Below are 24,741 nucleotides of genomic sequence, written 5' to 3'. Positions count from 1 at the left end.
ATTTTTGTTGAAAATAACCAACATATGAAAAAGATAATTCTAATTGCCTTTTTAACTTGGAATTGTGCCCTTGCACAAGTTAAAAATGGAGAACAAGTACCGGATATCGAGTTTAAGACCATCTTGAACTCATCTGTAAAAAATGTTAAACTAAGTCAATTGAAAGGCAAGGTGGTATTGATTGATTTTTGGGCCACTTGGTGTTCACCCTGTGTAGCAGCGATGCCACATCTGCAAGAGTTGCAGCAAAAATTTAAGAACCAATTACAGGTGATCACAGTGAGTGATGAAACAGTTAAAAGGGTAGCGCTCTTTTTAAAGGTAAGGCCATCAAATTTATGGTTTGCGATAGATAAAGGTGAAACATTGAATGGCCTATTCCCGCATCGCACTATCCCTCATGTAGTGTTGATAGACGCCGAAGGCAGATTGATTGCCAACACGAATTCTGAAGAAGTAACCGCAGAAGTGATGGCAAAACTGATCAAAAAGGAAAAAGTAAATCTCAAGGTGAAGGCTGATAACATGAGCGCAGATTTTGTAAAGGAGTACTTTTTTGCAGCTGATACCGTAAAGTCGAGATTATTGATCCAACCAGAAATCAAAGGTGGACCTAGCATGTCGCGACAATTTAGAGATGTTCCTGCATTTGTCAATAGGCGCTTGACATTCATTAATTTATCACTACAGCATATGTACCGCATTGCTTATGGTGATTATGCTTATGGTAGGGTAATTGACAGCAGTGTTAATGCCGAAAAAAATGGAGAAGAAAGGTTTTGTTTAGATATCATTACCCAAACTCCAGAAGCGCTATTGCCAACTTTGAAAAGTGAGTTGTTAAAAAGATTCGAACTGCAGGCCAAGATAGAACAGTTTCCTAAAACTGTATATGTGTTAAAAGTTGAAGATCAGGCCAAAATGGATCGAATTGCGGTGAATAAAAGTATGGACAAGGGTGGTTATGGTGGAGGCTCTGGTACATTTTCTGGAGAAGGGGTTATTTTTGCTGATATAGCCAACTATTTAGAAAGTTTTGGGATTGTGAATCTTCCAGTTGTGGATGAAACAGGAATCAATACCAAATTTAACATCCAATTGGTTTATCAACCAGAAAACCCAGCCAGCTTAACAAAAGCTTTAAGCGATATCGGCCTGAAATTAGAAAAGGCAGAACGAAAAATAGACATGCTCATTTTATATAAATAATCGAAACCTACATGAAAAGAATAACCTTGGTTTGCCTATTGCTGGCAAATTGTGCCTTTGCACAAGTAAAGAACAAAGAACAAGTGCCCGATTTTAAGCTGGAAACTATTTTAAATGCCCCTGTTAAAAGAATAGAACTTAACCAATTGAAAGGAAAATTGGTATGGATTGAATTTTGGGCAACCTGGTGTGGTGGTTGCATCATAGCAATGCCACATCTGCAGCAGCTGCAAACCAAATACAAAGATAAGTTACAGGTGATTACCGTAACCAGCGAAAGCGTTACACGGACCAAACAGTTTTTAAAAGCCAGACCATCTAATCTTTGGTTCGCTGTTGATACGGGTTATACATTACAAAAGCATTTCCCTTATTCACTCATTCCACATAGCGTATTGATTGGTACAGATGGCAAGCTGATCGCTGCTACAGCCCCAGAAAACATTACAGAGAAAGTGATAGATAGCTTACTGGCCAAACAGGAGGTACATCTGGCAGAAAAGAAAGATAATCCTACAACAGATTATATCAAGGAGTATTTTTATGCTGCCGATACGGTGCAAAACAGGTTGATGGTACAGTCCGAGATTAAGGGTGGCTCAGGCATGATGATTCCCTTTTTAGATCAACCTGCTTTTGCAGGCAGAAGGCTTACTTTTGTAAATGCCACTTTGAGTGGGATGTATAGTAAAGCTTTTGGCGATTTTCGGTACCAAAGAACAATCAACAAGGTTGGACAGGATAAAAATAAGATCTATTGTTTAGACATTATTGTAAAAGATCCAAAAGACCTCATCCCAACCTTAAAGGCAGAATTGCTCAAGCGATTTGATATGCAGGCCAAAACAGAAAAACAGGAAAAGGAAGTCTATGTGCTTAAAATTGCAGATATGGATAAATTCAATGCCATTCCGAGAAACAAATCTGGCAAACGAACTTATTATTCGAGACATGGGGAGATTGACCAGCAAAGCATAGATATGTTCGATTTTGCCGATTTTTTAGAAACTTTTGGTACCTATAAATCATTGATCGTTGATGAGACGGGTAACAAAGAAAAGCTGGATATCAAATTCTCTTTTCAACCAGAAGATCCGACTAGTTTACCAAAAGTATTGAACAGCATGGGCCTGAGTTTAGAAAAAGCCAAAAGACAGGTCGAATTTTTGGTGTTGTACAAATAGAAGTTATAGTTGGTCGGGATTTGCAATCTCGACCTTTTTGTTTCCTCGATTCTACAGGAGGATGTTTTTTTCCTGTGTGTGCTATGTACCTATGTGGTTAAGAATAACCTTTAAGTAGAATAAGAAACATTAATTTAACTTATGCCAAAAGATTACTCACAACGTTCAGAATGACAAATATGAATAAGAAGATAATCGTTGTCTGAGCATATTTAAAGATAGCTCATTGAGCAATTTTTTTTCAGAATCTAAAAACTATCAGTGAATTTATCTCGTAAATAGCATTACACCAACATGTTATTGATGTTGTACCCATGCCAAAATAAAATACAAGTTCATAGATAGTTAGTTAGTTTTAAGCCCTGTCATTTATTGATAGGGCTTTTTTGATTCTATAATATTTTTATTGTAGTTTAAAGGCTCCAAATTAAACAAACTATATGAACCCCTCTAACAAGCGAAATGTTACGCTTATAATTATTGTAGCGGCATTGGGCTACTTTGTTGATATCTACGACCTTATTCTTTTTTCTGTAGTGAGAATCAAAAGCCTTCAAGATCTGGGCGTACCAGATGCCGACATGTTAAGCGTTGGTGCCACCATTATCAACAGCCAGATGTTCGGGATGTTATTGGGCGGAATTTTATGGGGAATTTTGGGCGATAAAAAAGGAAGATTAAGCGTATTGTTCGGTTCAATCATTGTTTACTCCTTGGCCAATATTGCCAATGGCTTTGTGAGTTCGGTAACTGCTTATACCATTATCCGTTTTATTGCAGGTGTAGGTTTGGCAGGCGAGCTAGGTGCCGGCATTACATTGGTTACCGAAAGCATGGGTAAGGAAAATAGAGGTTATGGAACCATGATTGTAGCAGGAGTAGGGCTGTTTGGAGCCGTTGCAGCCGCATTGATCGGTGGGCATTATACCTGGCAAACCAGTTATTTTATTGGTGGGGGCATGGGGCTTTTGTTATTGTTTTTGCGTGTAGGTTTAGTAGAGTCTGGATTGTTTAAAGAAGTAAAGGAAACGACCATTCAGCGTGGTAATATGTGGATGCTTTTTAACAATGCAGGGCGTTTTAAAAAATACCTATGCTGCATCTTAATCGGTCTGCCACTTTGGTTTGTAGTGGGCGTATTGATCACTTTCTCTCCAGAGTTCGGAAAAGCGCTCAATGCAACAGGGATATTAAATGCAGGTAAGGGATCATGTACTGTTACATCGGTATTGCCGTAGGCGATGTTGTAGCAGGATTTTTATGTCAGATGTTAAAATCTAGGAAAAAGGTAATGCTGATTTTCTTGCTGTTAACTGCGGTAGCGATTTTGGTTTATTTGAATGCAAAAGGTTTAAGTCCTGAAACATTTATATGGTTAAGTCTGTTTTTGGGCTTTGCTTCTGGCTATTGGGCAACATTTGTTACCATTGCCTCAGAGCAGTTTGGTACCAACCTCAGGGCTACGGTTACCACAACGGTACCTAATTTTGTACGTGGCTCTGTGGTGGCAGTTACACTTTCATTCCAGTTTCTAAAAGGACAATACGGCATTTTACAAGGAGCCATGATTGTTGGTTTTGTATGTTTGATTATTGCTTTGGTTGCTTTAAGCCAACTGAAAGAAACTTTTCATAAAGATTTAGATTATGTTGAGGTATAAATTGATAAATAAAAAGGCTCGATTTTAAAATCGAGCCTTTTATTTAAAATATAATCAGTTTTGTGGTTTATCAGCTTGTTTTGATAGTATTAGTTACAAGAATCACAATAAGATTGATTAAAATCAACATCGGTTCTCGTTTCATTGATTTCGTCCCAGATATAACAAGCTCCAAAAAGAGTTTCTGTTGAGCAGTCTGGAACAGGCTTTTTCAGAACTAATGCACCTAATGCATCTATACAATACCATGCTGGGAAGCATAAACCATTAGGGTCTGGATCACCACCCGTTATTTTTTTCATTTCTTTTTTGCTTAATAGATTTTCTTTTTTCATTTTTTTAGGTTTAAATATTGAAAGTCAACTAATTAATTAGTGAAAGCTATAAAATAACTTTCGGAGATATTATTTGTAACTGAAATATTACTAAAATTTTCATTAGTAAAATAAGTTATATGTCAAACAAACGTAATTCTAATTATTCCTTCACCATAAACCTTTGATTAGCCTTAACTTTGGGTTCTAATTTAAATGATGATGTTTAGGGACGAAGTAGCGGCAGCGTATCAGCAGATACAAGATAGTATTTGTGAAGGTTTGGTTCAGGCAGATGGAAAAGCCAATTTTGAAGAAGAGATCTGGCAACGTGATGGTGGAGGTGGTGGCCGAACCAGAGTGATGCAACAAGGCAATGTGATTGAAAAAGGAGGGGTGAATTTCTCTGCTGTACATGGTAAATTGCCAGAGGCTGTTAAAAAAGCTTTTAATGTAGAGAGCGACGATTTTTTTGCAACTGGTGTTTCTATCGTAATGCATCCTGAAAATCCTTTTGTGCCCATCATCCACATGAACATCAGGTATTTTGAAATGGACGAACAGACCCGTTGGTTTGGCGGTGGGATTGATCTAACACCTCATTATATCATTCCAACCGATGCGCGTTTTTTTCACCACCGTTTAAAACAGACTTGTGATCTTTTCGACCAGTCTTTTTATCCAAAGTTTAAGGCACATGCCGACGATTACTTTTTCATCAAACACCGTGAAGAAACAAGGGGAGTTGGTGGTATATTTTACGATCGGTTAAAACCAGAAAATACCAATCTGCAATTTGACCAACTTTTAGATTTTTCTTTAGCGGTAGGCAATACATTTTTGCCAGTTTATACCGAATTGATCGATCGTAACCGCAATCAATCTTATACCGAACACGAAAAAGAATGGCAATACCTTCGTAGAAGCCGTTATGCCGAATTTAACCTCGTTTATGATGCAGGTACCAAATTTGGTCTAGAAACCAATGGCAGAATTGAGAGTATCTTGATGAGCTTGCCACCTACAGCCAAATGGAACTATAATCCTCAAGTTTTGGCCAATAGCGAAGAAGAAAACACCTTAAGTTTACTTAAAAAAGGCATTAATTGGGTTTAATACCCCATCCCTGGTTCGTGTCCACACGAACCAGGGATGTTGATGTTTAATTGCTAATTAATTTAGTTTATTATTTTGAATAATAATTTCTAAATACTAAAATAATTAGTATTATATTTGCTGTCATCATTATGGATTTCGGCGATAAACATATCATTCACATGGACCAGGATGCTTTTTTTGTGTCTGTAGAGATCAGCAAAAATAGCAGTCTAAAAGGACAACCTGTAATTATTGGCGGTTTGTCTGATCGTGGCGTAGTAGCTTCTTGCAGTTACGAAGCACGTAAATATGGGGTCCATTCGGCCATGCCTATCCGTATGGCCCGTCAGCTTTGCCCACATGCAATTTTTGTAAAAGGTAGCATGGAAGATTACAGCAAAAAATCGCATGAAATTACAGAGCTATTGCAAGAAAGAGTCCCGGTTTTAGAGAAGGCAAGCATTGATGAACACTATATCGATATGACGGGTATGGACCGTTTTTTCGGTTGCATGAAATTTGCCCAAGAACTACGGTCGGCTGTGCATCAGCAGATAGGCTTACCGATTTCATTTGGTCTATCCATCAATAAAACCGTATCCAAAATGGTAACCAATGAATATAAGCCAAACGGAGAAAAACAGATTGAAAAATTGGAGGTGAAACCTTTCTTAGATCCGCTTTCTATTAAAAAGATTCCTGGTTTGGGCGATTCTACTTTTATCAAACTGAGTGAGATGGGGGTAAGAAAGATCCATACACTCACCCAAATCCCTCAAGACCTCATGTTTAAGATCTTGGGTCAAAATGGGCTCAGCATCTGGCAAAAAGCCAATGGTATAGACCTTTCTCCGGTGGTACCTTATCGTGAGCAGAAATCTATTGGTAAACAGACCACTTTTGATAGCGACAGTATGGACGTAGCCGGTATGAAGATCATCTTAACCGATATGATCACCAAACTGGCTTTTGAACTGAGACAGAAGCAAAAGCTAACAGCTTGTATTACCGTCACCATCAGGTATGCCAATTTTGAAACGGTTACACAGCAGGCCAAAATCCCTTATACTTCTATCGATTCGACCCTGATCGCCAAGGCCAAAGAGCTTTTTGACAAGGTATATATCAAACGGATGTTGTTGCGATTGGTTGGTGTGAAACTATCACATCTGGTCAGTGGACATGAACAGATTTCGCTCTATGGTCCCTCAGAAAAAATCTATAACCTTTACCAAAGTATGGATAAGATGCGCAATAGATATGGAGCAGACGCGGTAAGGTTGGCTACAGTATTACTGGCAAAAGAAGAAAAGAAAAGTATATATAAATAATTAATAAATAGTTGTTTATGTTTTTTATCTAAATGGTTTTATCCGTGTTTTTGTGTGCCTGATTAAAGCAGAAGCCAATGTTTTTAAACGTACATTCACACTATAGCTTGCGCTATGGTACCATGAAGATCAAAGACCTGATTGCTGAGGCAAGGGCAAAGAGAGATCCATCAATTGGTACTTACAGACATCAACAATTCTACAGGTTGTATGGAATTGATCCGCTTGTGCCGCAAAGAAGGCTTTGATCAAGAAGACAATGATGGGAATATTAAACCTGCCTACCACATCAAACCGATCATCGGTATAGAATTTCGGAGAGAACATCAACTGTTGTATATCGGTATTGCCAAAAATAAGGAAGGGATGAAAGAGTTGAACGATTTTTTGACCCATCATAACCTTAATGAACTACCGCTACCAGCCGAACCTTGTCATTTTGAACATGCTTTTGTGATTTATCCCTATGGCACAAAAAAGATTTTAAAGGCTAACGAATACCTCGGCATACGTGTCAACGAGCTGAACAAGATTGCAGGCAAACCACTTCAGACCATCAAAGACAAGTTGGTTGTATTTCATCCCGTTACAGTTAAAGATAAAATACAACACAGGTTACATAAATACTTAAGAGCTATAGGTTTAAACACGGTATTAGGAAAGCTAACCGAAAAAGACCATTGTCAACCAGATGAGTTGTTTATCAATGAAGAGGAGTTAAAGCAAAAGTTTAGTACCTATGATTTTATCCTAGACAATACCCAAAAGCTATTAGATGCCTGCTCAACAGCTGATTATGTATTTGGCAAAAAGAACAAAAAATACTTTAAGGAGAGTGCTGCAGAAGACCTGGCTTTATTAACCGAATTGGCCATGAAAGGACTGAGCTATCGTTATGGACCTGACCATCAAGTTGCTTTACAAAGGGTTAACAAAGAGCTGAAGGTAATTGATGAACTGAACTTTTGTGCCTATTTCCTTATTACTTGGGATGTGGTTCGTTATGCGATGGAAGAAAAGGGTTATTACCATGTGGGCAGGGGTTCTGGCGCCAATAGCATTGTGGCCTATTGCCTCAAGATCACCGATGTAGACCCCATTGCATTGGATCTTTATTTCGAACGTTTTTTAAACCATAAACGCAGTTCTCCACCAGATTTTGATATCGACTTTAGTTGGGACGAACGGCCATCCATCCAAAACTATATTTTCAAGAAGTATCCAAATACCGCCTTATTGGGCACCATGAGCAGTTTTAAGAACCGAGCGATCATCAGAGAGATTGGAAAGGTAATGGGATTGCCAAAAAGCGAGATCGACGATTTTACAGTATCCTACAAAAGAAAAACAGAACCTCACTAATCCAACTTTCATCAAGATCATGCACATCAATAGTTTAATGGATGATATGCCCAACCAACGCTCGATACATGCAGGGGGGATTTTGATAGGAGAAGAGCCTTTAACTTATTATACAGCCTTGGATCTGCCACCAAAAGGATTTCCGACCGTACAATGGGATATGTACGAAGCAGAAGAGATTGGGTTGGACAAGTATGATATCTTAAGTCAAAGAGGTATTGGGCACATCAGAGAAGCTGTACAATTGATCCAGAAGAACAAAGGAAACACAATAGACATCCATAACTTTAATGCTTTTAAAACCGACCCAAAGCTCAATGCGCAATTACGGGCTGGTACGCCAATTGGCTGCTTTTACATCGAATCTCCAGCCATGCGGCAACTGTTAAAGAAACTGCAGTGCGAAGATTACAAAACCTTGGTAGCTGCCAGTTCTATCATCAGGCCCGGTGTAGCCAGTTCTGGGATGATGAAAATGTATATCCAAAGTTACCATAACCCGGAGGGGGTGAAGTATTTGGATAAGGTAATGAAAGAACAATTGGAAGAAACCTTTGGAATTATGGTCTACCAAGAAGATGTAATTAAAATCTGTTGTCATTACGCAGGTCTAGATTTGGCAGATGCCGATATTTTAAGACGAGGCATGAGTGGTAAATACCGTACCAAGGACACTGAATTTGAGAAATTGTCCAAACGTTTTTTTACATCGGCAAAAGCAGAGGGGCGAGACGAAGAAGTAACCAAGGAGGTATGGCGACAGGTGTTTAGCTTTGCTGGTTTTAGCTTCTCCAAGGCCCATTCGGCCAGTTTTGCCGTAGAAAGCTACCAAAGTTTATACCTCAAAACGTATTATCCCAAAGAGTTTATGGTGGCCGTACTCAACAATTATGGAGGCTTTTACCAACGTTGGGTGTATGTGCATGCCTTACAGCAAACAGGAGCAAAGGTACATCTGCCTTGCGTAAACCATAGCGATAGCGTGGTCAACATCAACGGCAATGAAGCTTACCTAGGCTTGATAGGAATCCAAGGATTGGAACATAAACTGATCGAAATCATTCCGCAAGAGCGAAGGCAACATGGAAAATATATCGATCTAGAAGATTTAATCAAAAGGACCTATCTTTCTTTAGAACAATCACTTATCTTGATTAGAATTGGTGCTTTGCGTTTTACGGGTAAAAGCAAAAAGGAACTGTTATGGGAAGTGCATAATTACCTCGGCAATACCACCAAACCGGTTATGGGGCAAGAACTGTTCCATCTGCCAAGCAAAACCTATGTATTGCCCATTTTAGAAAACCATTTAATCGAAGATGCCTACCAAGAGCTGGAGCTTTTGGGCTTTCCGCTGAGTTTGAGTATGTTCGACCTGCTTAAAACCGATTACCGTGGGGATGTTTTAGCCAATGAACTAGATAAACATGAAGGTAAAATTGTAAAGATGTTAGGCAATTTTGTATGCGATAAAACGGTTTATACCATCAAAAATACAAAGATGTGGTTTGGCACCTTTATCGATTGTGAAGGGAATTTTTTCGATACCACCCATTTCCCAAACAGCTCGCCAGTTTATCCTTTTAGGGGTAAGGGCTGTTACCTGATCTTAGGCAAGGTAGTTATGGATTTTAGTGTACCCAGTGTAGAGGTGCTCAAATTTGCCAAATTACCGATCATGGATAATCCCGTATTGAAAACTGACCAAAAAGACTACTGTCTTTTGTAAGCTAAACCCGATGGCAGCGGCACGCAGTAGAGCGTACAGCGGGGCTATCGCAACAGAAGAACAACAGGTATTGCTTTTCTAAACAGCAGAATGGTGAAAATCTATTTTGCTCCAACAACGTATAACAAATAGATTAGCAAGCGCTCAAAAAGATTGCCTTTTTTGTTAGCCATAAAATGATAAATTATTGAACAATTAAGAAACCATTCTGCTAAAAAATTACCCTTAAAAAATCATTATTCCCAAGGGCAAAACTTTTCCACATAAAGGTGCATATTAGCGCATATTTTATTAAATTCGCAAGGTTATAGTAAAACCTAATTTAAATTCGCTTTTTAGCGAACAATATTATTTATGGCAGAAGATTTAGAAAATCAAGAGAACGACAAAATTATTTCAATAAACATAGATGAGCAGATGAAATCTGCTTATATCGATTATTCGATGTCGGTTATCGTAAGTAGGGCATTGCCTGATGTACGTGACGGCTTGAAACCAGTACACCGTCGTGTTTTATACGGGATGTTGGATTTGGGTTTAGGTGCGGGCAAACCTTATAAAAAATCTGCACGTATTGTTGGGGAAGTACTGGGTAAGTATCACCCACACGGTGATTCGTCTGTATATATGACCATGGTACGTATGGCACAGGAGTGGAGCTTACGTTATTTAATGGTTGATGGACAGGGTAACTATGGTTCTGTTGATGGCGACTCTCCGGCAGCAATGCGTTATACGGAGGCACGTTTCCAAAAAATTGCCGAGGATATGTTGGCCGATATCAATAAAGACACGGTTGATTTTCAGTTGAACTTTGATGATTCGTTGCAAGAGCCTACGGTTCTTCCAGCAAAAGTACCAAACTTATTGATCAATGGTTCTTCTGGTATTGCAGTAGGTATGGCTACCAATATGGCGCCTCACAATATTACCGAGGTAATCAACGCCACTGTAGCCTATATCGATAACAACGAAATCACCATTGCCGAGTTGATGAAACATGTAAAAGGTCCTGATTTCCCGACAGGAGCTATTATTTATGGCTACACTGGTGTACAGGATGCTTTTGAAACGGGTAGAGGTCGTATCGTAATGCGTGCCAAAGCAGAAATAGAAACTGTAAAAGACCGCGAGACGATCATCGTAACCGAAATCCCTTATCAGGTAAACAAGGCCCAAATGATTGAGCGTACCGCTGAATTGGTTGGCGAGAAAAAACTTGAAGGATCTCTAACATTAAAGACGAATCGAACAAGGATGGTATACGTATCGTTTACGAAATCAAACGTGATGCCAATGCCAGTATCGTTTTAAATAACTTATACAAACAAACCGCCCTACAGACATCTTTCAGTGTAAACAACATTGCCTTGGTTAATGGCCGTCCGCAAATGTTGAACCTAAAAGACTTAATCCGTCATTTTGTTGACCACAGACATGACGTAATTGTTCGTAGAACGAAGTTTGAATTGGCCGAAGCCGAAAAACGTGCACATATCTTAGAAGGATTATTGATTGCTTTAGATCATATTGAAGAAGTGATCAAATTGATCCGTGCATCAAATACGCCAGAAGAAGCCAGGGTAGGCTTGATGGAGAAATTCGGATTGAGCGACATCCAGGCTAGAGCCATCTTGGATATGACCTTACGTAGGTTAACAGGACTAGAGCGCGATAAGATCAAAGAAGAGTATGCAGAGTTGATGAAAACCATCGAATACTTGAAATCTATTTTGGCCGACGAAGGTTTACGTATGCAGATCATCAAAGATGAACTGGCAGAAATGATCGAGAAATATGGCGATGAGCGTAGAACGACAATCGTTCACTCGGCTGAAGATATGAGCATGGAAGATTTCATCGAAGATGAAGAAGTAGTGATCACCATCTCGCACGAAGGCTATATCAAACGTACACCAGCTACAGAATACCGTACACAAGGTAGGGGCGGTAAAGGTTCAAAAGGAAGTGATTCGAGAAACGAAGACTTTATTGAACACTTATTGATCGCTTCTAACCACAATTATATGCTGTTCTTTACCGAAGCCGGACGTTGTTTCTGGTTAAGGGTTTACGAAATTCCGGAAGGAAGCAGATTGAGTAAAGGAAGAGCATTACAAAACATCATTAATATCCCGAAAGAAGAAAAAGTTAAAGCTTATATCAAAGTAGTCAACTTAAAAGACCAAGATTACTTAGAGAATAACTTTATCATTATGTGTACTAAAAAAGGTACCATTAAGAAAACTTCTTTAGAAGCTTATTCTAGACCGCGTGTTAACGGTATCAATGCAATCAACATTAACGAGGGCGACCAATTATTGGAAGCAAGCTTAACCACTGGTAACAGTGAAATTGTAATGGCATTGCGTTCTGGTAGAGCAATTCGCTTTAACGAAAGTACGGTTAGACCTATGGGTAGAACAGCTACGGGTGTAAGGGGTGTTACTTTGGCACATGATCAGGATGAGGTTGTTGGCATGATCGCCATCAACGATGCTGATGCCACAGTTTTGGTAGTATCTGAAAAAGGATATGGTAAACGTACCGATATTGACGACTACCGTGTAACCAACAGAGGTGGTAAAGGTGTTAAAACAATTAACGTTACCGAAAAAACTGGCGCATTAGTTGCTATCAAAAATGTAACAGATGCTGATGATTTGATCATGATCAACAAATCGGGTATCGTGATCAGGATTGTTGTGAGCGAATTGAGGGTAATGGGAAGAGCAACACAAGGCGTTCGTTTGATTACTTTAAAGGGTAATGATGAAATCGCCTCTGTAGCTAAAATTGAACACGAAGACGAGGAAGTAGAAGATGAAGGTTTAATTGAAGGTGCAGAAAGTTCTACAGAGCCAACTGCTGCAGAAAATGAAGGAAAACCTGCTGATGATAACAATACTGATACCGAAGAAGAAACTGAAGAGAATTAATATAATTTAGAAAAAAAAATTAAAAAGAACATGAAAAAATTACTTTTAAGTATATTGATTGTAGGTAGTGCTACATTTGCCAATGCTCAAAAGAGTGAAGTTGCAGAAGCTAAAAAGAAGTGGAATATTTTTGCTTTTACTGGTGTAAACCAGACGAATGACAAAAAGATGGTTGCTTTAAACGAGGGTCTTGCACATACTGAGAAAGCGATTGCTAACGAGAAATCTAAAGATCTTCCTGAAACTTGGGTATACAGGTCATTGTTTTCTTCTGCAATTGCCGTAACCGATACACTTGATGAGGCCAACTCTTTGGCAAAACAAAAAATTGCTGAAGAAGCAATTGCCAAAGCGAAAGAATTGGACGCCAAAAAAGCTGAAAAAGACAACATCGAAACAGCCGAAATCAATGTAAGAAATGCCATCCTTACCAGAGGCATGAGAGCATACAAAAGAAAAGATTACAATACTGCTTTAACCGTGTTTGAGCAATTGATCGTGATCAATCCACAAGATACAGGGATGTACTTAAATGCAGGTGTAACAGCTAAATTGGTTAATGATTATCCAAAATCTATCAAACACTTTAAAAAAGTGATCAGCTTAAACTCTCCTGATTCAAAAGATCTATACAGTGAGATTGTGAGCATGACACTAGACAAATTGAAAGATACCACTGCAGGTATGGCTGTATTAACGGAGGCATTGGCCAAATATCCAGATGATGCTAACTTTATAGGCATACAAACAGATATCTATATCTCAAAAGGTGATATCGCTAAATCTCAAGCATCTTTGAATAAACTCATTGCAAAAGATCCTAATAAAGCGGTTTACCATTATTTAATGGGCGATACTTATTACAAACAAGCGCTTAATATGCAAGATGAAAGAAAAAAATTGGATCCTAAAAAAGTAAAGGAATTTAATGCAGCAACTGCAAAGATGACCGAACTTATTGACCAATCTATTCCTTTCTATAAAAAATCTCTAGAGATTCAACCTAAATTTGTACCAACGTTAGAAACGTTAAAACAGATTTATGGTTTTAAAAACGATACCGCTAATTACGACGATATTAAGAAAAGACTTGCAGAAATTCCGGCAAACTAAGCACGTCTAATCGACTTAAAAAAGAGGGGTAATTATTATCCCTCTTTTTTTTTGCCTATTTTTGTTTGAAATCACTTGGAACATGAACTATAGAATATCCCTTTTATTTGTTTTTATGCTTGGTTTTGAGGCTTTTGCACAAAAATCGCAAGTACAGTTGGCGCAAAATAGCGTAGGTAAACTGCAAGTAGGCATTGCGGCCAAAGCTGACCTGAAAAAACAGTTGAGCATCATAGGAGAGGGGTCAAGGCAATAGAAGTGGCCCAAAATGACAAGAAGACTAAAAATTGGCCAGAAACCTGGGCAATAAAAGCTTACTTGAGCTCGTATGTAGCAATTATTGATGATAACCAGAGCAATGCCGACAAATATTATGACTTGGCTTTAGAAGCAGTTGAAAAGGCAAGTAAGCTAGATAAATTTCAGGACAATTCTGGATTGATTAAGGCATCTACTTTCAATATCAATATCAAAAAACAAGCAGAAGGCAATCGGGCATATCAACAGAACGATTTTTTTACAGCATTTAATTTGTTGAAACAGGTAAGCGACTATCTGCCTAAAGATACCACGCTGGCCATTAATGTGGCTTTATGCGCACAAAATATCCAATCTTATGATGAAGCACTGAACTATTTCAAAAGAGCTAAAGAAAATGGGATCAAGGATCCAGTTGTTTTTCAGCACATGGCCAATATCTATGCTTCTAAATTTGAAAGTGAACTCGCCCTGAAGGTATTGGATGATGGACTAAAAGCCAATCCTTATCATCCATTCTTGACCAATGATTACATCAACTTATTGCTCGACAATGAAAAATATGATAGAGCAATGAAAGTCATAGAAACTTCTATTGCCACCGAAAAGCGAAGCAAATTACTGTATTTTTTATTTGGTTATCTACAGCAATCTCAATCTAACAATAACACAGCAGCAGAACAAGCTTATAAAAAAGCCCTAGATATTGACCAAAATTATTTTGATGCACTTTATCAATTAGGCCTGGTTTATATCAATTATGCCAATGATGCACTAAAACAAAAGAACAAACAAAAATTTACCTCATATATCAACCGGTCGGAATTTACCATGTTACGTGCATTGGAGATCAATCCCAACGACCGCAATACCATTCAGTTATTGACAGAAATCTATACCAGAAAAAATAGGTTAGATAAAGTTCAAGATTTAAAAAGAAAGCTTAACGAGTTTTAAATGAGACAGTATTGATCCTAGAATAGGGGATTATGTTTTTATTACTTAACATAATATTAATTATAGGACAAATTATAATAACAATAAATAGAGTTGACAAGCCTTCAATGAGCTGTAATTTCAATAATTCTATTTATCACAATCTGCTGAAGAAATCGAATCAACAATTAAAACTTTTTCGGGTCCAAATATTAACAATAGGAAACTTAATAAAAAATAAGATAAGGTTTTCTTTACCATTAGATTCTGCTATAATAATTACAAGTACGTTTTAAATATATTAAGAATCTAAATAATTACAATTTTCTTTTCTGGTAAGTTATAAATTGCTAAATTTGTTAGTATTATGAAGCAATCTGGCACGGCTCATCTCCCACTCCATTATGGACATGTTCCGTTGTGGCTTTCTGAACGAATGGGAAAGCTGGGTTTGGCTATTGTAGAGGAAATCTTATCAAGTAAAGGGAAAAATGAACTTTTAGCTCGATTTAGTGACCCATTTTGGTTTCAAAGTTTAGGTGTGGTAATGGGCATGGATTGGCATTCTTCAGGCATCACTACAGCAGTAATGGGTGCCTTAAAAAGAAATGTTAATCCTCGTGCTAAAGAATTTGGTATTTTTATCTGCGGTGGCAAAGGAAAACTATCTACCCAGACACCGATAGAATTGACCCGTTTTTCTGAATTAAATGGTTTAGATGCTGCTCATCTGGTAAAATGCAGTAAACTAAGCGCAAAAGTTGACAATACAGCGGTTCAAGATGGTTTTCAGTTGTATATGCATAATTTCATCATCAGTAACGAAGGCAATTGGACAGTGATCCAACAAGGGATGAGTAATGTAAATGCTACGGCAAGACGTTACCATTGGCATTCTCCAAGCTTAAAATCATTTACTGAAGAACCACATACTTTTATCTATGGGCAAAACCGAGGGCAGATATTGAATTTAACAGCGCTAGAGGCCCAGCCTTTAAAAACTTCGATGCTGAGTGTTACTTCAGCTCAACCAGAGCAGATGATCGCAGAAGATCAAGAAGCTCAAAATGCCTGCACATCACGATGTAAGAGCAGAAAATATAGATATGAAACGCTTAGGTGCTATACTTTGGTTGGCACAAGACCAAAATGTTTCCAGCTTTGAAGAATTGCTGTTGCTAGAAGGTTTGGGACCAAGAACATTGCGGTCGCTAGCATTGGTGAGTGAAGTGATTTACGGAAATCCGTCAAGATTTAAAGATCCGGCGCGATTTTCTTTTGCCCATGGTGGAAAAGATGGCCACCCCTTCCCTGTTCCGATCACAGTTTATGATGAGACTATCCGAACCTTACAAAATGCCATCCATCGCTCCAAATTGGGTAATACAGATAAATTAAAAGCAATCCAATCGCTATATCAAGTTGCCGAACGTGTAGAAAAGGACTTTGTGCCAAATGGTAATTTTGAAGAACTGATTGAAAAAGAAAGAGCAGACTCATGGAAGTATGAAGGAAGAACAGTATTTGGAAAAGCTAAACCACCGATTGTTAAACAACTTAGTTTATTCTGATGATAGATTACAATAAAACAACCATTGCCGAAGCCATTTTGATTCAGGAAGAATTTCGCAAACAGTTGAAGTTTGAAGTTGCTGATAATGCCTCTATTCAAACCATTGCTGGTGCGGATATCTCTTTTAATAAAAACAGCAATACTTTATATGCAGCTATTGTAATCTTAAGTTACCCACAAATGGCACTTAAAAGTTATGCATTGGCTACTGCAGAGACTGAATTTCCTTATGTTTCTGGATTTTTGGGTTTCAGGGAAGTTCCCGTCCTGCTTAAGGCTTGGGAACTTATCTTAGAAAAACCAGATTTAGTGGTACTGGATGGCCAAGGCATTTTACATCCACGAAGGATGGGCATTGCTTCCCACTTTGGCGTATTGACCCAGATACCTACCATTGGTTGTGCCAAAAGTTCGTTGTATGGTTTGTCTAAAGAACCAGATGTAGCCAAATATTCAACCAGTTCGATTACTGAGAAACAGACACATACACATATTGGTTATGCCTTACGCACTAAAGACCAGACTAAGCCTGTTTATATTTCTCCTGGTTATGGGTTTAGCCTACCAAAAAGCTTAGCAATAATGAAAAAGTGCATCGGAAAATATAGGATACCTGAGCCCACCAGGGTTGCCCATGAAATCGTGAACGAGTTTAGGTTGGGCAAATTGAAAGCAGGGTTGACAATTATTGATCAAATCCCCGAACTATTTTAAACAACTCGTATCCATTCATTTAAATTAATTTACATTTGCCATCTCGAAATATGGAAGGAAAGAAAAACTCAGGCGTCGCTTTTATTTTTGTTACCATTTTAATTGATTGTATTGGTTTTGGGGTAATCATACCGATTATGCCTGATCTAATCAGAGAATTGACTGGTGTTACTTTAAGTCAAGCTGCTGAATATGGAGGATGGTTATTGATTGCCTATTCGGTAATGCAGTTTATCTGTGCGCCAATTTTGGGTGCTTTAAGCGATCAACTTGGTCGACGACCAGTTTTATTGATTTCGCTTTTCGGACTAGGTGTCGATTATATTTTTCTTGCTTTTGCACCTACCATGATATGGCTTTTTGTAGGTAGGATATTTGCTGGGATCTTGGCGCAAGTATCACCACTGCTTCCGCCTATGTTGCAGATGTTAGTCCCCCAGAAAAACGGGCGCAAAACTTTGGACTGATTGGGGTAGCTTTTGGTGTTGGTTTTATCATTGGACCTGTAATTGGCGGTCTGTTCAGCCAATATGGTGTTCGTGTTCCTTTTATGATCGCGGCAGGCCTGTCTCTCTTAAATTGGTTATATGGTTATTTTATTCTACCAGAATCATTGAAAAAAGAAAACAGACGTAGTTTTGATTGGAAACGAGCAAATCCTGTTGGTGCCTTGAGGCAAGTTAAACGTTACCCTGCCTTATTGGGCTTATTGATTTCCTTATTCATTTTATACGTTGCAGCGCAGGCCACACAATCAGTTTGGTCTTATTATACCTTAGAAAAATTTGGTTGGAATAGTACAGATGTAGGTTATTCGATAGGTTTTGTTGGGGTTACAGTGGCTATTGTACAGGGAGGATTAATTAGACTGATCATCCCAAAAATTGGAAATAAAAAATCAATCCTTATCGGATTGACTCTATATGTTGTTGGATTTATTTCTTTTGCCTTTGCCAGTCACGGGTGGATGATGTATGCTTTTATTGTACCTTATGCTTTAGCAGGGATTACTGGACCGGCTATACAAGGAATCATCTCAACTCAAGTTGCAGCAAATGAGCAAGGCGAACTGCAAGGCATCATGACAGGTTTTATGAGTTTGGCCAGTATCGTTGGTCCTTTATTGATGAGCTACCTATTTTTCTTCTTTACGCAAAAGAATGCCCCAATCTATTTTCCGGGAGCTCCATTTATGATGGGCGCATTTTTAACTTGTATCGCTATTCTCATTTGTAGACAAGCATTAAGAAAACATCATTCCTAATTACAAAAGCTCAGTTGCCAGATTGGCCAATTCACTTCTTTCTCCCTTTTGCAAAGTGATGTGTGCATATAGCGGGTGTTTTTTGGCATTTTCAATTAGATAAGATAATCCGTTACTTTCCGAATCGAGATAAGGTGTATCTATCTGATAGATATCTCCAGTAAATACAATCTTGGTATGCTCCCCTGCCCTCGAAATGATGGTCTTGATTTCGTGTGGGGTAAGGTTCTGCGCTTCATCAATAATAAAAAGATCTTTCGTGATAGTTCTTCCCCTGATAAATGCCAAAGGTGCAATCTCAATCTTCTCTGTCCTGATCAGTTCGTCAATTTTAAAGAGCATTTTATCATCTTGCGCAAATTGTTCTTTGATGAACTTCAGGTTGTCCCAGATGGGTGCCATGTAGGATCAACCTTTGCTTTTACATCGCCAGGTAAAAAACCAATATCTTTATTACTCAAGGGTACAATGGGTCTGGTAATGTAGATCTGTCTAAAATCCTTGCGTTGTTCTAAAGCGCTGGCCAAGGCCAATAAGGTTTTCCCAGTACCTGCATTTCCCTGTATGGTTACCAATTTAATATCGGGATTTAAAAGGGCATCAATGGCAAAAGATTGTTCGGCATTGCGAGGAGAAATATTAAAAATGGTTTTTTGGTCTACTATTCTTAAGGTTTGATCAATTACATTGTAAAAGGCATTGGTAACTTTTTTCTTGTTTTTTAAAAGATAAAAATGATTAGAATCGGTATAAGGAAGGTTGAAGGAAGTAGCATCAACGATACCATTTTTCTTTAGATTATCTATAATTGCAGTTGGACAATCCAACCATTCTGTTTTTCCCGTATAGAGTTCATCTGCATTTTTGATTTTACCTGTTTCGTAATCTTCTGCATGTAGGTCTAGCGCTTTGGCTTTTAGCCGTAGACAGATATCTTTTGAAACAAGGATTACCTTGCGGTCTTTATGCTGTTCTTTGAGTACAAGGGCAGAATTTAAGATACGATTGTCAAACTTTCCATCACCGAAAAGTTTCTCGGCATTGATCTTTTTCGGATTTTCATCCAAAACTACTTTAAACTTGCCTAAGCTATTTTTCTTTAGGGTGAACCATTTGTTAATCAAGTGATTTTTAGAGGCCAGGTCTATTAAACGGATAAAGTTTCTAGCTTCGAAATTTCGGGTATCATTGCCACTCTTAAAATTATCGAGTTCTTCTAAAACTAGGATTGGCACAGCAACATCATGTTCCTGAAAATTATTTACGGCATCGTGGTCGTATAAAATAACGGATGTGTCTAGTACAAATATCTTTTTTAAGGTCTGGTCTTCTTTTTTTGCCATAATGCTTAAAATTAACGTTTAGCATTTAAAGATTATAGTTTATTTGGCAATAAATTGGCTATAAATGAAAACGGAGACCCTCCTCTTTCGATTTGGCTCTCCGTTTAACCTTATCTTTAACCGTAGTCAAAAATGAGGCATCAATTGAACGTACTTAACTCTATTTATGATTATCTTTTTTCTTTCGAATATTGAAACCTTAATAAATCATTACACCTTGTTTTACTCCGTAAAATGCCACAATTAGTAATAATGTCCGATATCTAAAGTAAATTTAATAATTTTTTTGGATTTTGCAACCCTTAATTGTATAAAATCCATCTGTTCTTTCAAATGATCTGATTTTTGTACAACTCAAATTTTTACATTCATTCTGTTTTTCAACTTCCTGATTGTAAACCACTTTACATCTTTCAATGTAGGTCGGCTTAATTTAACTTCTTGAACATTCCCAAAAATATATCGCCTTGCGGCCTCTATTTCTGTTTTGGATTATTCTATCGAACTGTCAAAGTACTTCGTTATTGATATCATCTAAATTAGCAGCAAAAGCAATACATGTCAAGAAAATTCGATTTATTTTTTTAACAAGTTATGAACCTTATTTTGTTGTTTATCAACATACTTACGATGAAAAAATGCCTGATTATAACTTGGGATTGGCTTTTTTGGAGGATTGTTTTTGGTTATCCACATTTTTAGTTAATTGGCTTATGCACAATCAATTAAAATAAGTTGGTTTATTGGAAATTAAATTCTGCCTGTTTTTCTATCACCATCTTTTAAATAGATTTTTTTTATAGCTATTTTAAGGTGTTTTTTAAGCCCCAAAAATGTAGATTTGTGTATGCTGAACCGGCCAATCAGAAATATCCAAGATTTTTTGTTAAGTACTTATTTTGCAGATGGCTTGCGTATTACCATTGGTGTGCTTTGCCCTTCGTTGATCATGGCACAGTTTGGTATGTTGCAATATGGCATGACTTTATCTTTGGGTGCACTCTGCATCAGCGTGGTAGATTCGCCTGGACCGATCGTACACCGTAGAAATGCGATGTTGATCACCACCGTGCTCTTATCAGTTATTTCTATCGTTGTTGGACTTACAAATAAAAACGTGTACGTAACAGGTACATTATTGGTAGTCTGTAGCTTTATCTTTTCTATGTTTTTCCTGTATGGTACCAGAGCAGCGGCCATTGGTACCGCGGTATTGTTGGTCATGGTATTGAGCATAGACGATATCAGGCCTTGGCGTGAAGTGATGTTTTATACCTTGTTGATCCTTGCTGGAAGTATTTGGTATACCTTATTGAGCTATTTTGTTTATCGTTTGCGACCTTATCGATTGGTGCAACAAACCTTAAGCGATTCGGTACATGAGGTGAGTGAGTTTTTAAGGGCAAAGGCCAAATTCTATCATGAAGGTACCGATTACGAAAAAAACTATGCTGAACTGCTTCAATTGCAGGTACATGTACACGAAAAACAAGATGAAGTAAGGGAAATTTTATTTAAAACAAGGGAAATTGTAAGAGAATCAACACCGGAAGGACGATTCCTTTTACTGGTTTTTGTAGACATGGTTGACCTTTTTGAACAAGTGATGTCTACCTATTACAATTACAAGCAATTGCACGAACAGTTTGATTCGGCTGGATCTTACCTCAATACGAGCAGGTGATCAACAAAATCGCTTCTTCATTAGATAACATCGCCTTTGCCCTAAAAAGTGGAGGCACACCTACCCTAGCCCATGCCTTGGTAAGTGATGTAGCTAAATTGAAGGAAGAGATTACCGTGATGGAGCTCAATAATGAAGCAAAATACAATACCCTTGGCCTTATTGCATTAAAGAACATTGAGGTAAATATCGAAAACATCTTAAGCAGGGTAAAAACCATCAATGGGTATTTCAATAAGAAAGAAAAGAAAAACTTAAAGAAACGTGAAATTGATGTCGATAAATTTGTAACCAGACAAAAATTTGATGCGAAGCTTTTGTTAGAGAATTTAAGTTTCAACTCTTCTACTTTTAGGCATTCTTTACGGGTAGCCATTGTTATGTTGATTGGTTTTGTGGTGGCAAAGAGCTTGAATTTTGCCCATAGTTATTGGATTTTATTAACTATTCTGGTGATCTCTAAACCTGGTTTTAGCTTAACCAAAGAACGGAACTACCAAAGATTGATTGGAACAGTGGTTGGTGCTTTTATTGGGATGGGTATATTGGTGTATATCCATGATAAGCATACCCTATTTGTGATCTTGCTGGTCTGCATGATTGGTTCTTACAGTTTTCAACGTAAGAATTATGTGGTGAGTGTGCTTTTTATGACACCTTATATCTTAGTGTTGTTTGATTTCTTGGGTATGGGTAGCCTTTCTGTAGCCAGAGAGCGGATCTATGATACCTTGATCGGGTCTGGTATTGCGCTATTGGCCAGTTACTCGTTGTTTCCAAATTGGGAGCATGAAAAACTGAAACAATCTATGGTTGATGTGATCATGGCCAATAAGAACTATTTTAAACAGGTTACGCTGCTGTACTTTGAAAAAACACACAACCTGACCAATTATAAAGTTGCCCGAAAAGAAGTTTATGTAAACTCATCAAACTTAGCTTCTTTGTTCCAAAGGATGTTCTCTGAGCCTAAAAGCAAACAATTGTATATCCAAGAGTTGCACCAGTTTACGGTATTGAACCACTTATTGTCTTCTTATATTGCCACGTTATCTTTGTATAATAAGGAACATGATTTTATCTACCATAATTTTGAAGAACTAAAACCTGTTTCTGAGAACACGATTTACTTGTTGGATCTGGCAGCCGAAAACCTGAAGGTACATAAAGAAGAAATGAGCAATGTACCTTTGATCAGAAGGAAAAATATCAGTGAGTTGGCTGTAGAAAATGAAAACATGATCATTGCCGAGCAGTTCGACCTTATCCAAAAAGTGGCTTACGATATCTTCAAACTTGCTGAGAAGCTGAAAATATAATCTCCTTTTTTGTTATTGATATAAACCTTCAAACATCTTCCCTTTACGTTTGTTGTTTAGTTATGGAAAAGTTATATACAGCAGCCGTTACCGCAACAGGTGGTAGAGATGGACATATCAAATCAAGTGATGGGATTTTAGATCTAGAACTAAGAAAACCAAAAGAATTAGCTGGCCAAGGTGGAGCAACAAATCCAGAACAATTATTTGCAGCCGCATGGGGCGCTTGTTATTTAGGTGCATTAGGTAGCATAGCAGAACATGATGGTGTAGATGTGAGCGAGGCCAACGTAAATGTACAGGTTTCGTTTAATAAGGATGGGAATAGTTTTATGCTTTCAGCAGAATTAGATGTACATATTCCAGGTTTACCGCATGACGAGACCCAAGCATTGGCAGATAAGGCGCATCGTGCATGCCCATACTCAAAAGCCACAAGAGGCAATATTGAAGTAAGGGTTACAGCAGTTTAAAGAATAATTAAGCTGGATTTATAACCAGACTAATCAATAAAATATTTCTCGATTACCATTGGTCAATAAAAAAGAGGCTGTATCAAAATTCAAATGATACGGCCTCTTTTTTTACGTCTAATAATTTGAGTTTGCGACTATCTTTTAGATTTTACCTTTTTGAAGACCATACACAACTGGCATTGCAGAAGTCAATGTACTTATGTAAAAATAATGTTACAAAACACTATAGCCAAAATATTTTCCTAAACTAGTATTAATCATCCCCAAAACCTACTTTCAGTTATGATCAGTATGATCAGGCAGGCAAGTAATACATGAATATGTATCTATTGCACGCCATTTTAGCATCAAACCCGATGTAACTGATATTGTGCTTGAAACCTCAAAAAAAGGAGATAGCACGAAATTGTCAATTAACTAAAAATTTCAATTTAAAGTAAAAGAAAGGGATCATTAGCCTATGAATTAATTACAACTCAGTAATAAAGTGCGTGATGTACAGAAAAACACGTGACGTACAAAGCCAGCCAAGTTTAGATAATTCTTTCTAAAGTACTTGGCTTATCAATTTACTTTTCAGATCAGTTATTAAAAGATTAAATAGTGCACTTCTTTTATCTTAAAACCTAAGGTTAAATTTTTACACACTTTAATTTTGAGTCTATTAGTAAATCGATTTATCAATCCGTTATTAACCAAATAAGGATTTAAAATTTTAATAACCCATAAACATCTACCAAATTTTATGAAAAAAAAAACATCAGGTTTTAGCCATTTCTATTGGCCAAACAATAGGAATTTGCGCATAACCAAGCTCACAATTCTCTTCTTCCTTTTGGCAGTTACGCAGATTAGCGCAGCTAGTTTTGTAACAAGAACAAACCGTTTAGGAGAAAACCGAACTACAATTAAAGTAGAAAAAGTAAAACTACAATTTGGCAACCAACTACTAGATATAAGGGGAAAAGTAGTTGATGAAAAAGGAAAGCCTATTGCTGGAGCTTCTGTAAAAGTGAAAGGAACAGCTATGGCCGTACAAACAAACAATGAGGGCGAGTTTAGCTTTAAGAATATTAGCAATGCAAATATTTTAGTCATTTCTTATGTTGGCTTTGATACAAAAGAAGTGCTAGCATCTTCAGCCAATATGACCATTCGTTTAACGGCAAGTAATACAGATTTAAATGAAGTAGTAGTAGTGGCTTTTGGAACGCAGAAAAAACAAATTTAACAGG

The 24,741-nt window shown here is 37.7% G+C and carries 18 protein-coding genes and 5 pseudogenes; 21 read left to right on the top strand and 2 right to left on the bottom strand.

Translation table 11 applies throughout. From position 1 onward, the window contains the following. Positions 1-24: 24 nt before the first annotated feature. From ACFJIZ_RS06350 to ACFJIZ_RS06335, 4 genes are all read left to right on the top strand, one after another. The gene (locus ACFJIZ_RS06350; RefSeq protein ID WP_379091652.1) at positions 25-1,209 is read left to right on the top strand and encodes a TIGR03435 family protein; all 1,185 of its coding nucleotides are present in this window, start codon (positions 25-27) and stop codon (positions 1,207-1,209) included. Positions 1,210-1,220: 11 nt separating this feature from the next. After that, entirely contained in the window at positions 1,221-2,393 is a 1,173-nt protein-coding gene (locus tag ACFJIZ_RS06345) for a redoxin family protein (RefSeq protein WP_379091651.1), read from the top strand. Positions 2,394-2,833: 440 nt separating this feature from the next. Beyond that, positions 2,834-3,631 (top strand): MFS transporter, encoded by a 798-nt coding sequence (locus tag ACFJIZ_RS06340; protein WP_379091650.1) that lies wholly within the window; start codon positions 2,834-2,836, stop codon positions 3,629-3,631. Next, positions 3,604-4,053, top strand: coding sequence for a hypothetical protein (locus tag ACFJIZ_RS06335; protein ID WP_379091649.1), 450 nt, complete (start codon positions 3,604-3,606; stop codon positions 4,051-4,053). The genes ACFJIZ_RS06340 and ACFJIZ_RS06335 overlap by 28 nt, the downstream gene beginning before the upstream one ends. Before the next feature lie 89 nt (positions 4,054-4,142). On the opposite strand, the gene ACFJIZ_RS06330 is transcribed toward ACFJIZ_RS06335, so the two are convergent. Beyond that, positions 4,143-4,388 (bottom strand): hypothetical protein, encoded by a 246-nt coding sequence (locus ACFJIZ_RS06330; RefSeq protein ID WP_379091648.1) that lies wholly within the window; start codon positions 4,386-4,388, stop codon positions 4,143-4,145. A gap of 198 nt (positions 4,389-4,586) precedes the next feature. On the opposite strand from ACFJIZ_RS06330, the gene hemF reads away from it, so the two are divergent. The 13 genes and pseudogenes from hemF to ACFJIZ_RS06265 all read left to right on the top strand — a co-directional run bounded on the left by hemF (position 4,587) and on the right by ACFJIZ_RS06265 (position 18,684). After that, entirely contained in the window at positions 4,587-5,483 is an 897-nt protein-coding gene (gene hemF / locus ACFJIZ_RS06325; RefSeq protein ID WP_379091647.1) for an oxygen-dependent coproporphyrinogen oxidase, read from the top strand. Between the two features lie 131 nt (positions 5,484-5,614). Beyond that, positions 5,615-6,796 (top strand): DNA polymerase IV, encoded by a 1,182-nt coding sequence (gene dinB, locus ACFJIZ_RS06320; RefSeq protein ID WP_379091646.1) that lies wholly within the window; start codon positions 5,615-5,617, stop codon positions 6,794-6,796. A 210-nt stretch (positions 6,797-7,006) separates the two neighbouring features. Continuing rightward, positions 7,007-8,303 (top strand): annotated as a pseudogene (locus ACFJIZ_RS06315) (DNA polymerase III subunit alpha); the annotation flags it as partial. 15 nt (positions 8,304-8,318) lie between these two features. Then, entirely contained in the window at positions 8,319-9,887 is a 1,569-nt protein-coding gene (locus tag ACFJIZ_RS06310; protein WP_379093926.1) for a hypothetical protein, read from the top strand. Between the two features lie 354 nt (positions 9,888-10,241). Further along, positions 10,242-11,605: pseudogene (locus ACFJIZ_RS06305) on the top strand (DNA topoisomerase (ATP-hydrolyzing)); the annotation flags it as partial. Continuing rightward, complete coding sequence (locus tag ACFJIZ_RS06300; RefSeq protein WP_379093923.1) at positions 11,591-12,826, top strand: DNA gyrase C-terminal beta-propeller domain-containing protein; 1,236 nt, start codon at positions 11,591-11,593, stop codon at positions 12,824-12,826. The pseudogene ACFJIZ_RS06305 and the gene ACFJIZ_RS06300, both read left to right, overlap by 15 nt. Positions 12,827-12,856: 30 nt before the next feature. Then, positions 12,857-13,939, top strand: a complete 1,083-nt coding sequence (locus ACFJIZ_RS06295) for a tetratricopeptide repeat protein (protein WP_379091645.1) — start codon at positions 12,857-12,859, stop codon at positions 13,937-13,939. 82 nt (positions 13,940-14,021) lie between these two features. After that, complete coding sequence (locus ACFJIZ_RS06290; RefSeq protein WP_379091644.1) at positions 14,022-14,195, top strand: hypothetical protein; 174 nt, start codon at positions 14,022-14,024, stop codon at positions 14,193-14,195. A 62-nt stretch (positions 14,196-14,257) separates the two neighbouring features. After that, entirely contained in the window at positions 14,258-15,154 is an 897-nt protein-coding gene (locus ACFJIZ_RS06285) for a tetratricopeptide repeat protein (RefSeq protein WP_379091643.1), read from the top strand. A gap of 346 nt (positions 15,155-15,500) precedes the next feature. Next, a pseudogene (locus ACFJIZ_RS06280) lies at positions 15,501-16,704 on the top strand (DUF763 domain-containing protein). Continuing rightward, positions 16,704-17,420: a deoxyribonuclease V gene (nfi, locus tag ACFJIZ_RS06275; protein ID WP_379091642.1), complete on the top strand. Its 717-nt coding sequence runs from the start codon at positions 16,704-16,706 to the stop codon at positions 17,418-17,420. Before ACFJIZ_RS06280 ends, nfi begins: the two are co-directional and overlap by 1 nt. 50 nt (positions 17,421-17,470) lie before the next feature. Then, a pseudogene (locus ACFJIZ_RS06270) lies at positions 17,471-18,345 on the top strand (TCR/Tet family MFS transporter); the annotation flags it as partial. Next, the gene (locus tag ACFJIZ_RS06265; RefSeq protein ID WP_379093920.1) at positions 18,334-18,684 is read left to right on the top strand and encodes an MFS transporter; all 351 of its coding nucleotides are present in this window, start codon (positions 18,334-18,336) and stop codon (positions 18,682-18,684) included. The pseudogene ACFJIZ_RS06270 and the gene ACFJIZ_RS06265, both read left to right, overlap by 12 nt. On the opposite strand, the pseudogene ACFJIZ_RS06260 reads toward ACFJIZ_RS06265, so the two are convergent. Beyond that, positions 18,685-20,027: pseudogene (locus ACFJIZ_RS06260) on the bottom strand (PhoH family protein). 847 nt (positions 20,028-20,874) lie between these two features. Here ACFJIZ_RS06260 and ACFJIZ_RS06255 point away from each other — a divergent pair. The 4 genes from ACFJIZ_RS06255 (at position 20,875) to ACFJIZ_RS06240 (ending at position 24,737) form a co-directional block, all read left to right on the top strand. Continuing rightward, positions 20,875-21,711, top strand: coding sequence for an FUSC family membrane protein (locus ACFJIZ_RS06255; protein WP_379091641.1), 837 nt, complete (start codon positions 20,875-20,877; stop codon positions 21,709-21,711). Beyond that, entirely contained in the window at positions 21,708-23,030 is a 1,323-nt protein-coding gene (locus tag ACFJIZ_RS06250; protein ID WP_379091640.1) for an FUSC family protein, read from the top strand. Before ACFJIZ_RS06255 ends, ACFJIZ_RS06250 begins: the two co-directional genes overlap by 4 nt. Before the next feature lie 62 nt (positions 23,031-23,092). Then, positions 23,093-23,503 carry an organic hydroperoxide resistance protein gene (locus tag ACFJIZ_RS06245; RefSeq protein ID WP_379091639.1) on the top strand — a complete coding sequence of 137 codons (411 nt, stop codon included), beginning with the start codon at positions 23,093-23,095 and terminating at the stop codon, positions 23,501-23,503. Between the two features lie 748 nt (positions 23,504-24,251). Further along, on the top strand, positions 24,252-24,737 hold the full coding sequence (locus ACFJIZ_RS06240) for a carboxypeptidase-like regulatory domain-containing protein (RefSeq protein ID WP_379091638.1): 486 nt from the start codon (positions 24,252-24,254) through the stop codon (positions 24,735-24,737). Positions 24,738-24,741 lie beyond the last annotated feature (4 nt).

The organism is Pedobacter sp. UC225_65 (assembly GCF_042698365.1).
In the GTDB taxonomy this organism is placed as follows: Bacteria; Bacteroidota; Bacteroidia; order Sphingobacteriales; family Sphingobacteriaceae; genus Pedobacter.
The sequence above is the reverse complement of the archived record's forward strand: the minus strand, read 5'-3'. Positions and strand labels throughout refer to the sequence as shown.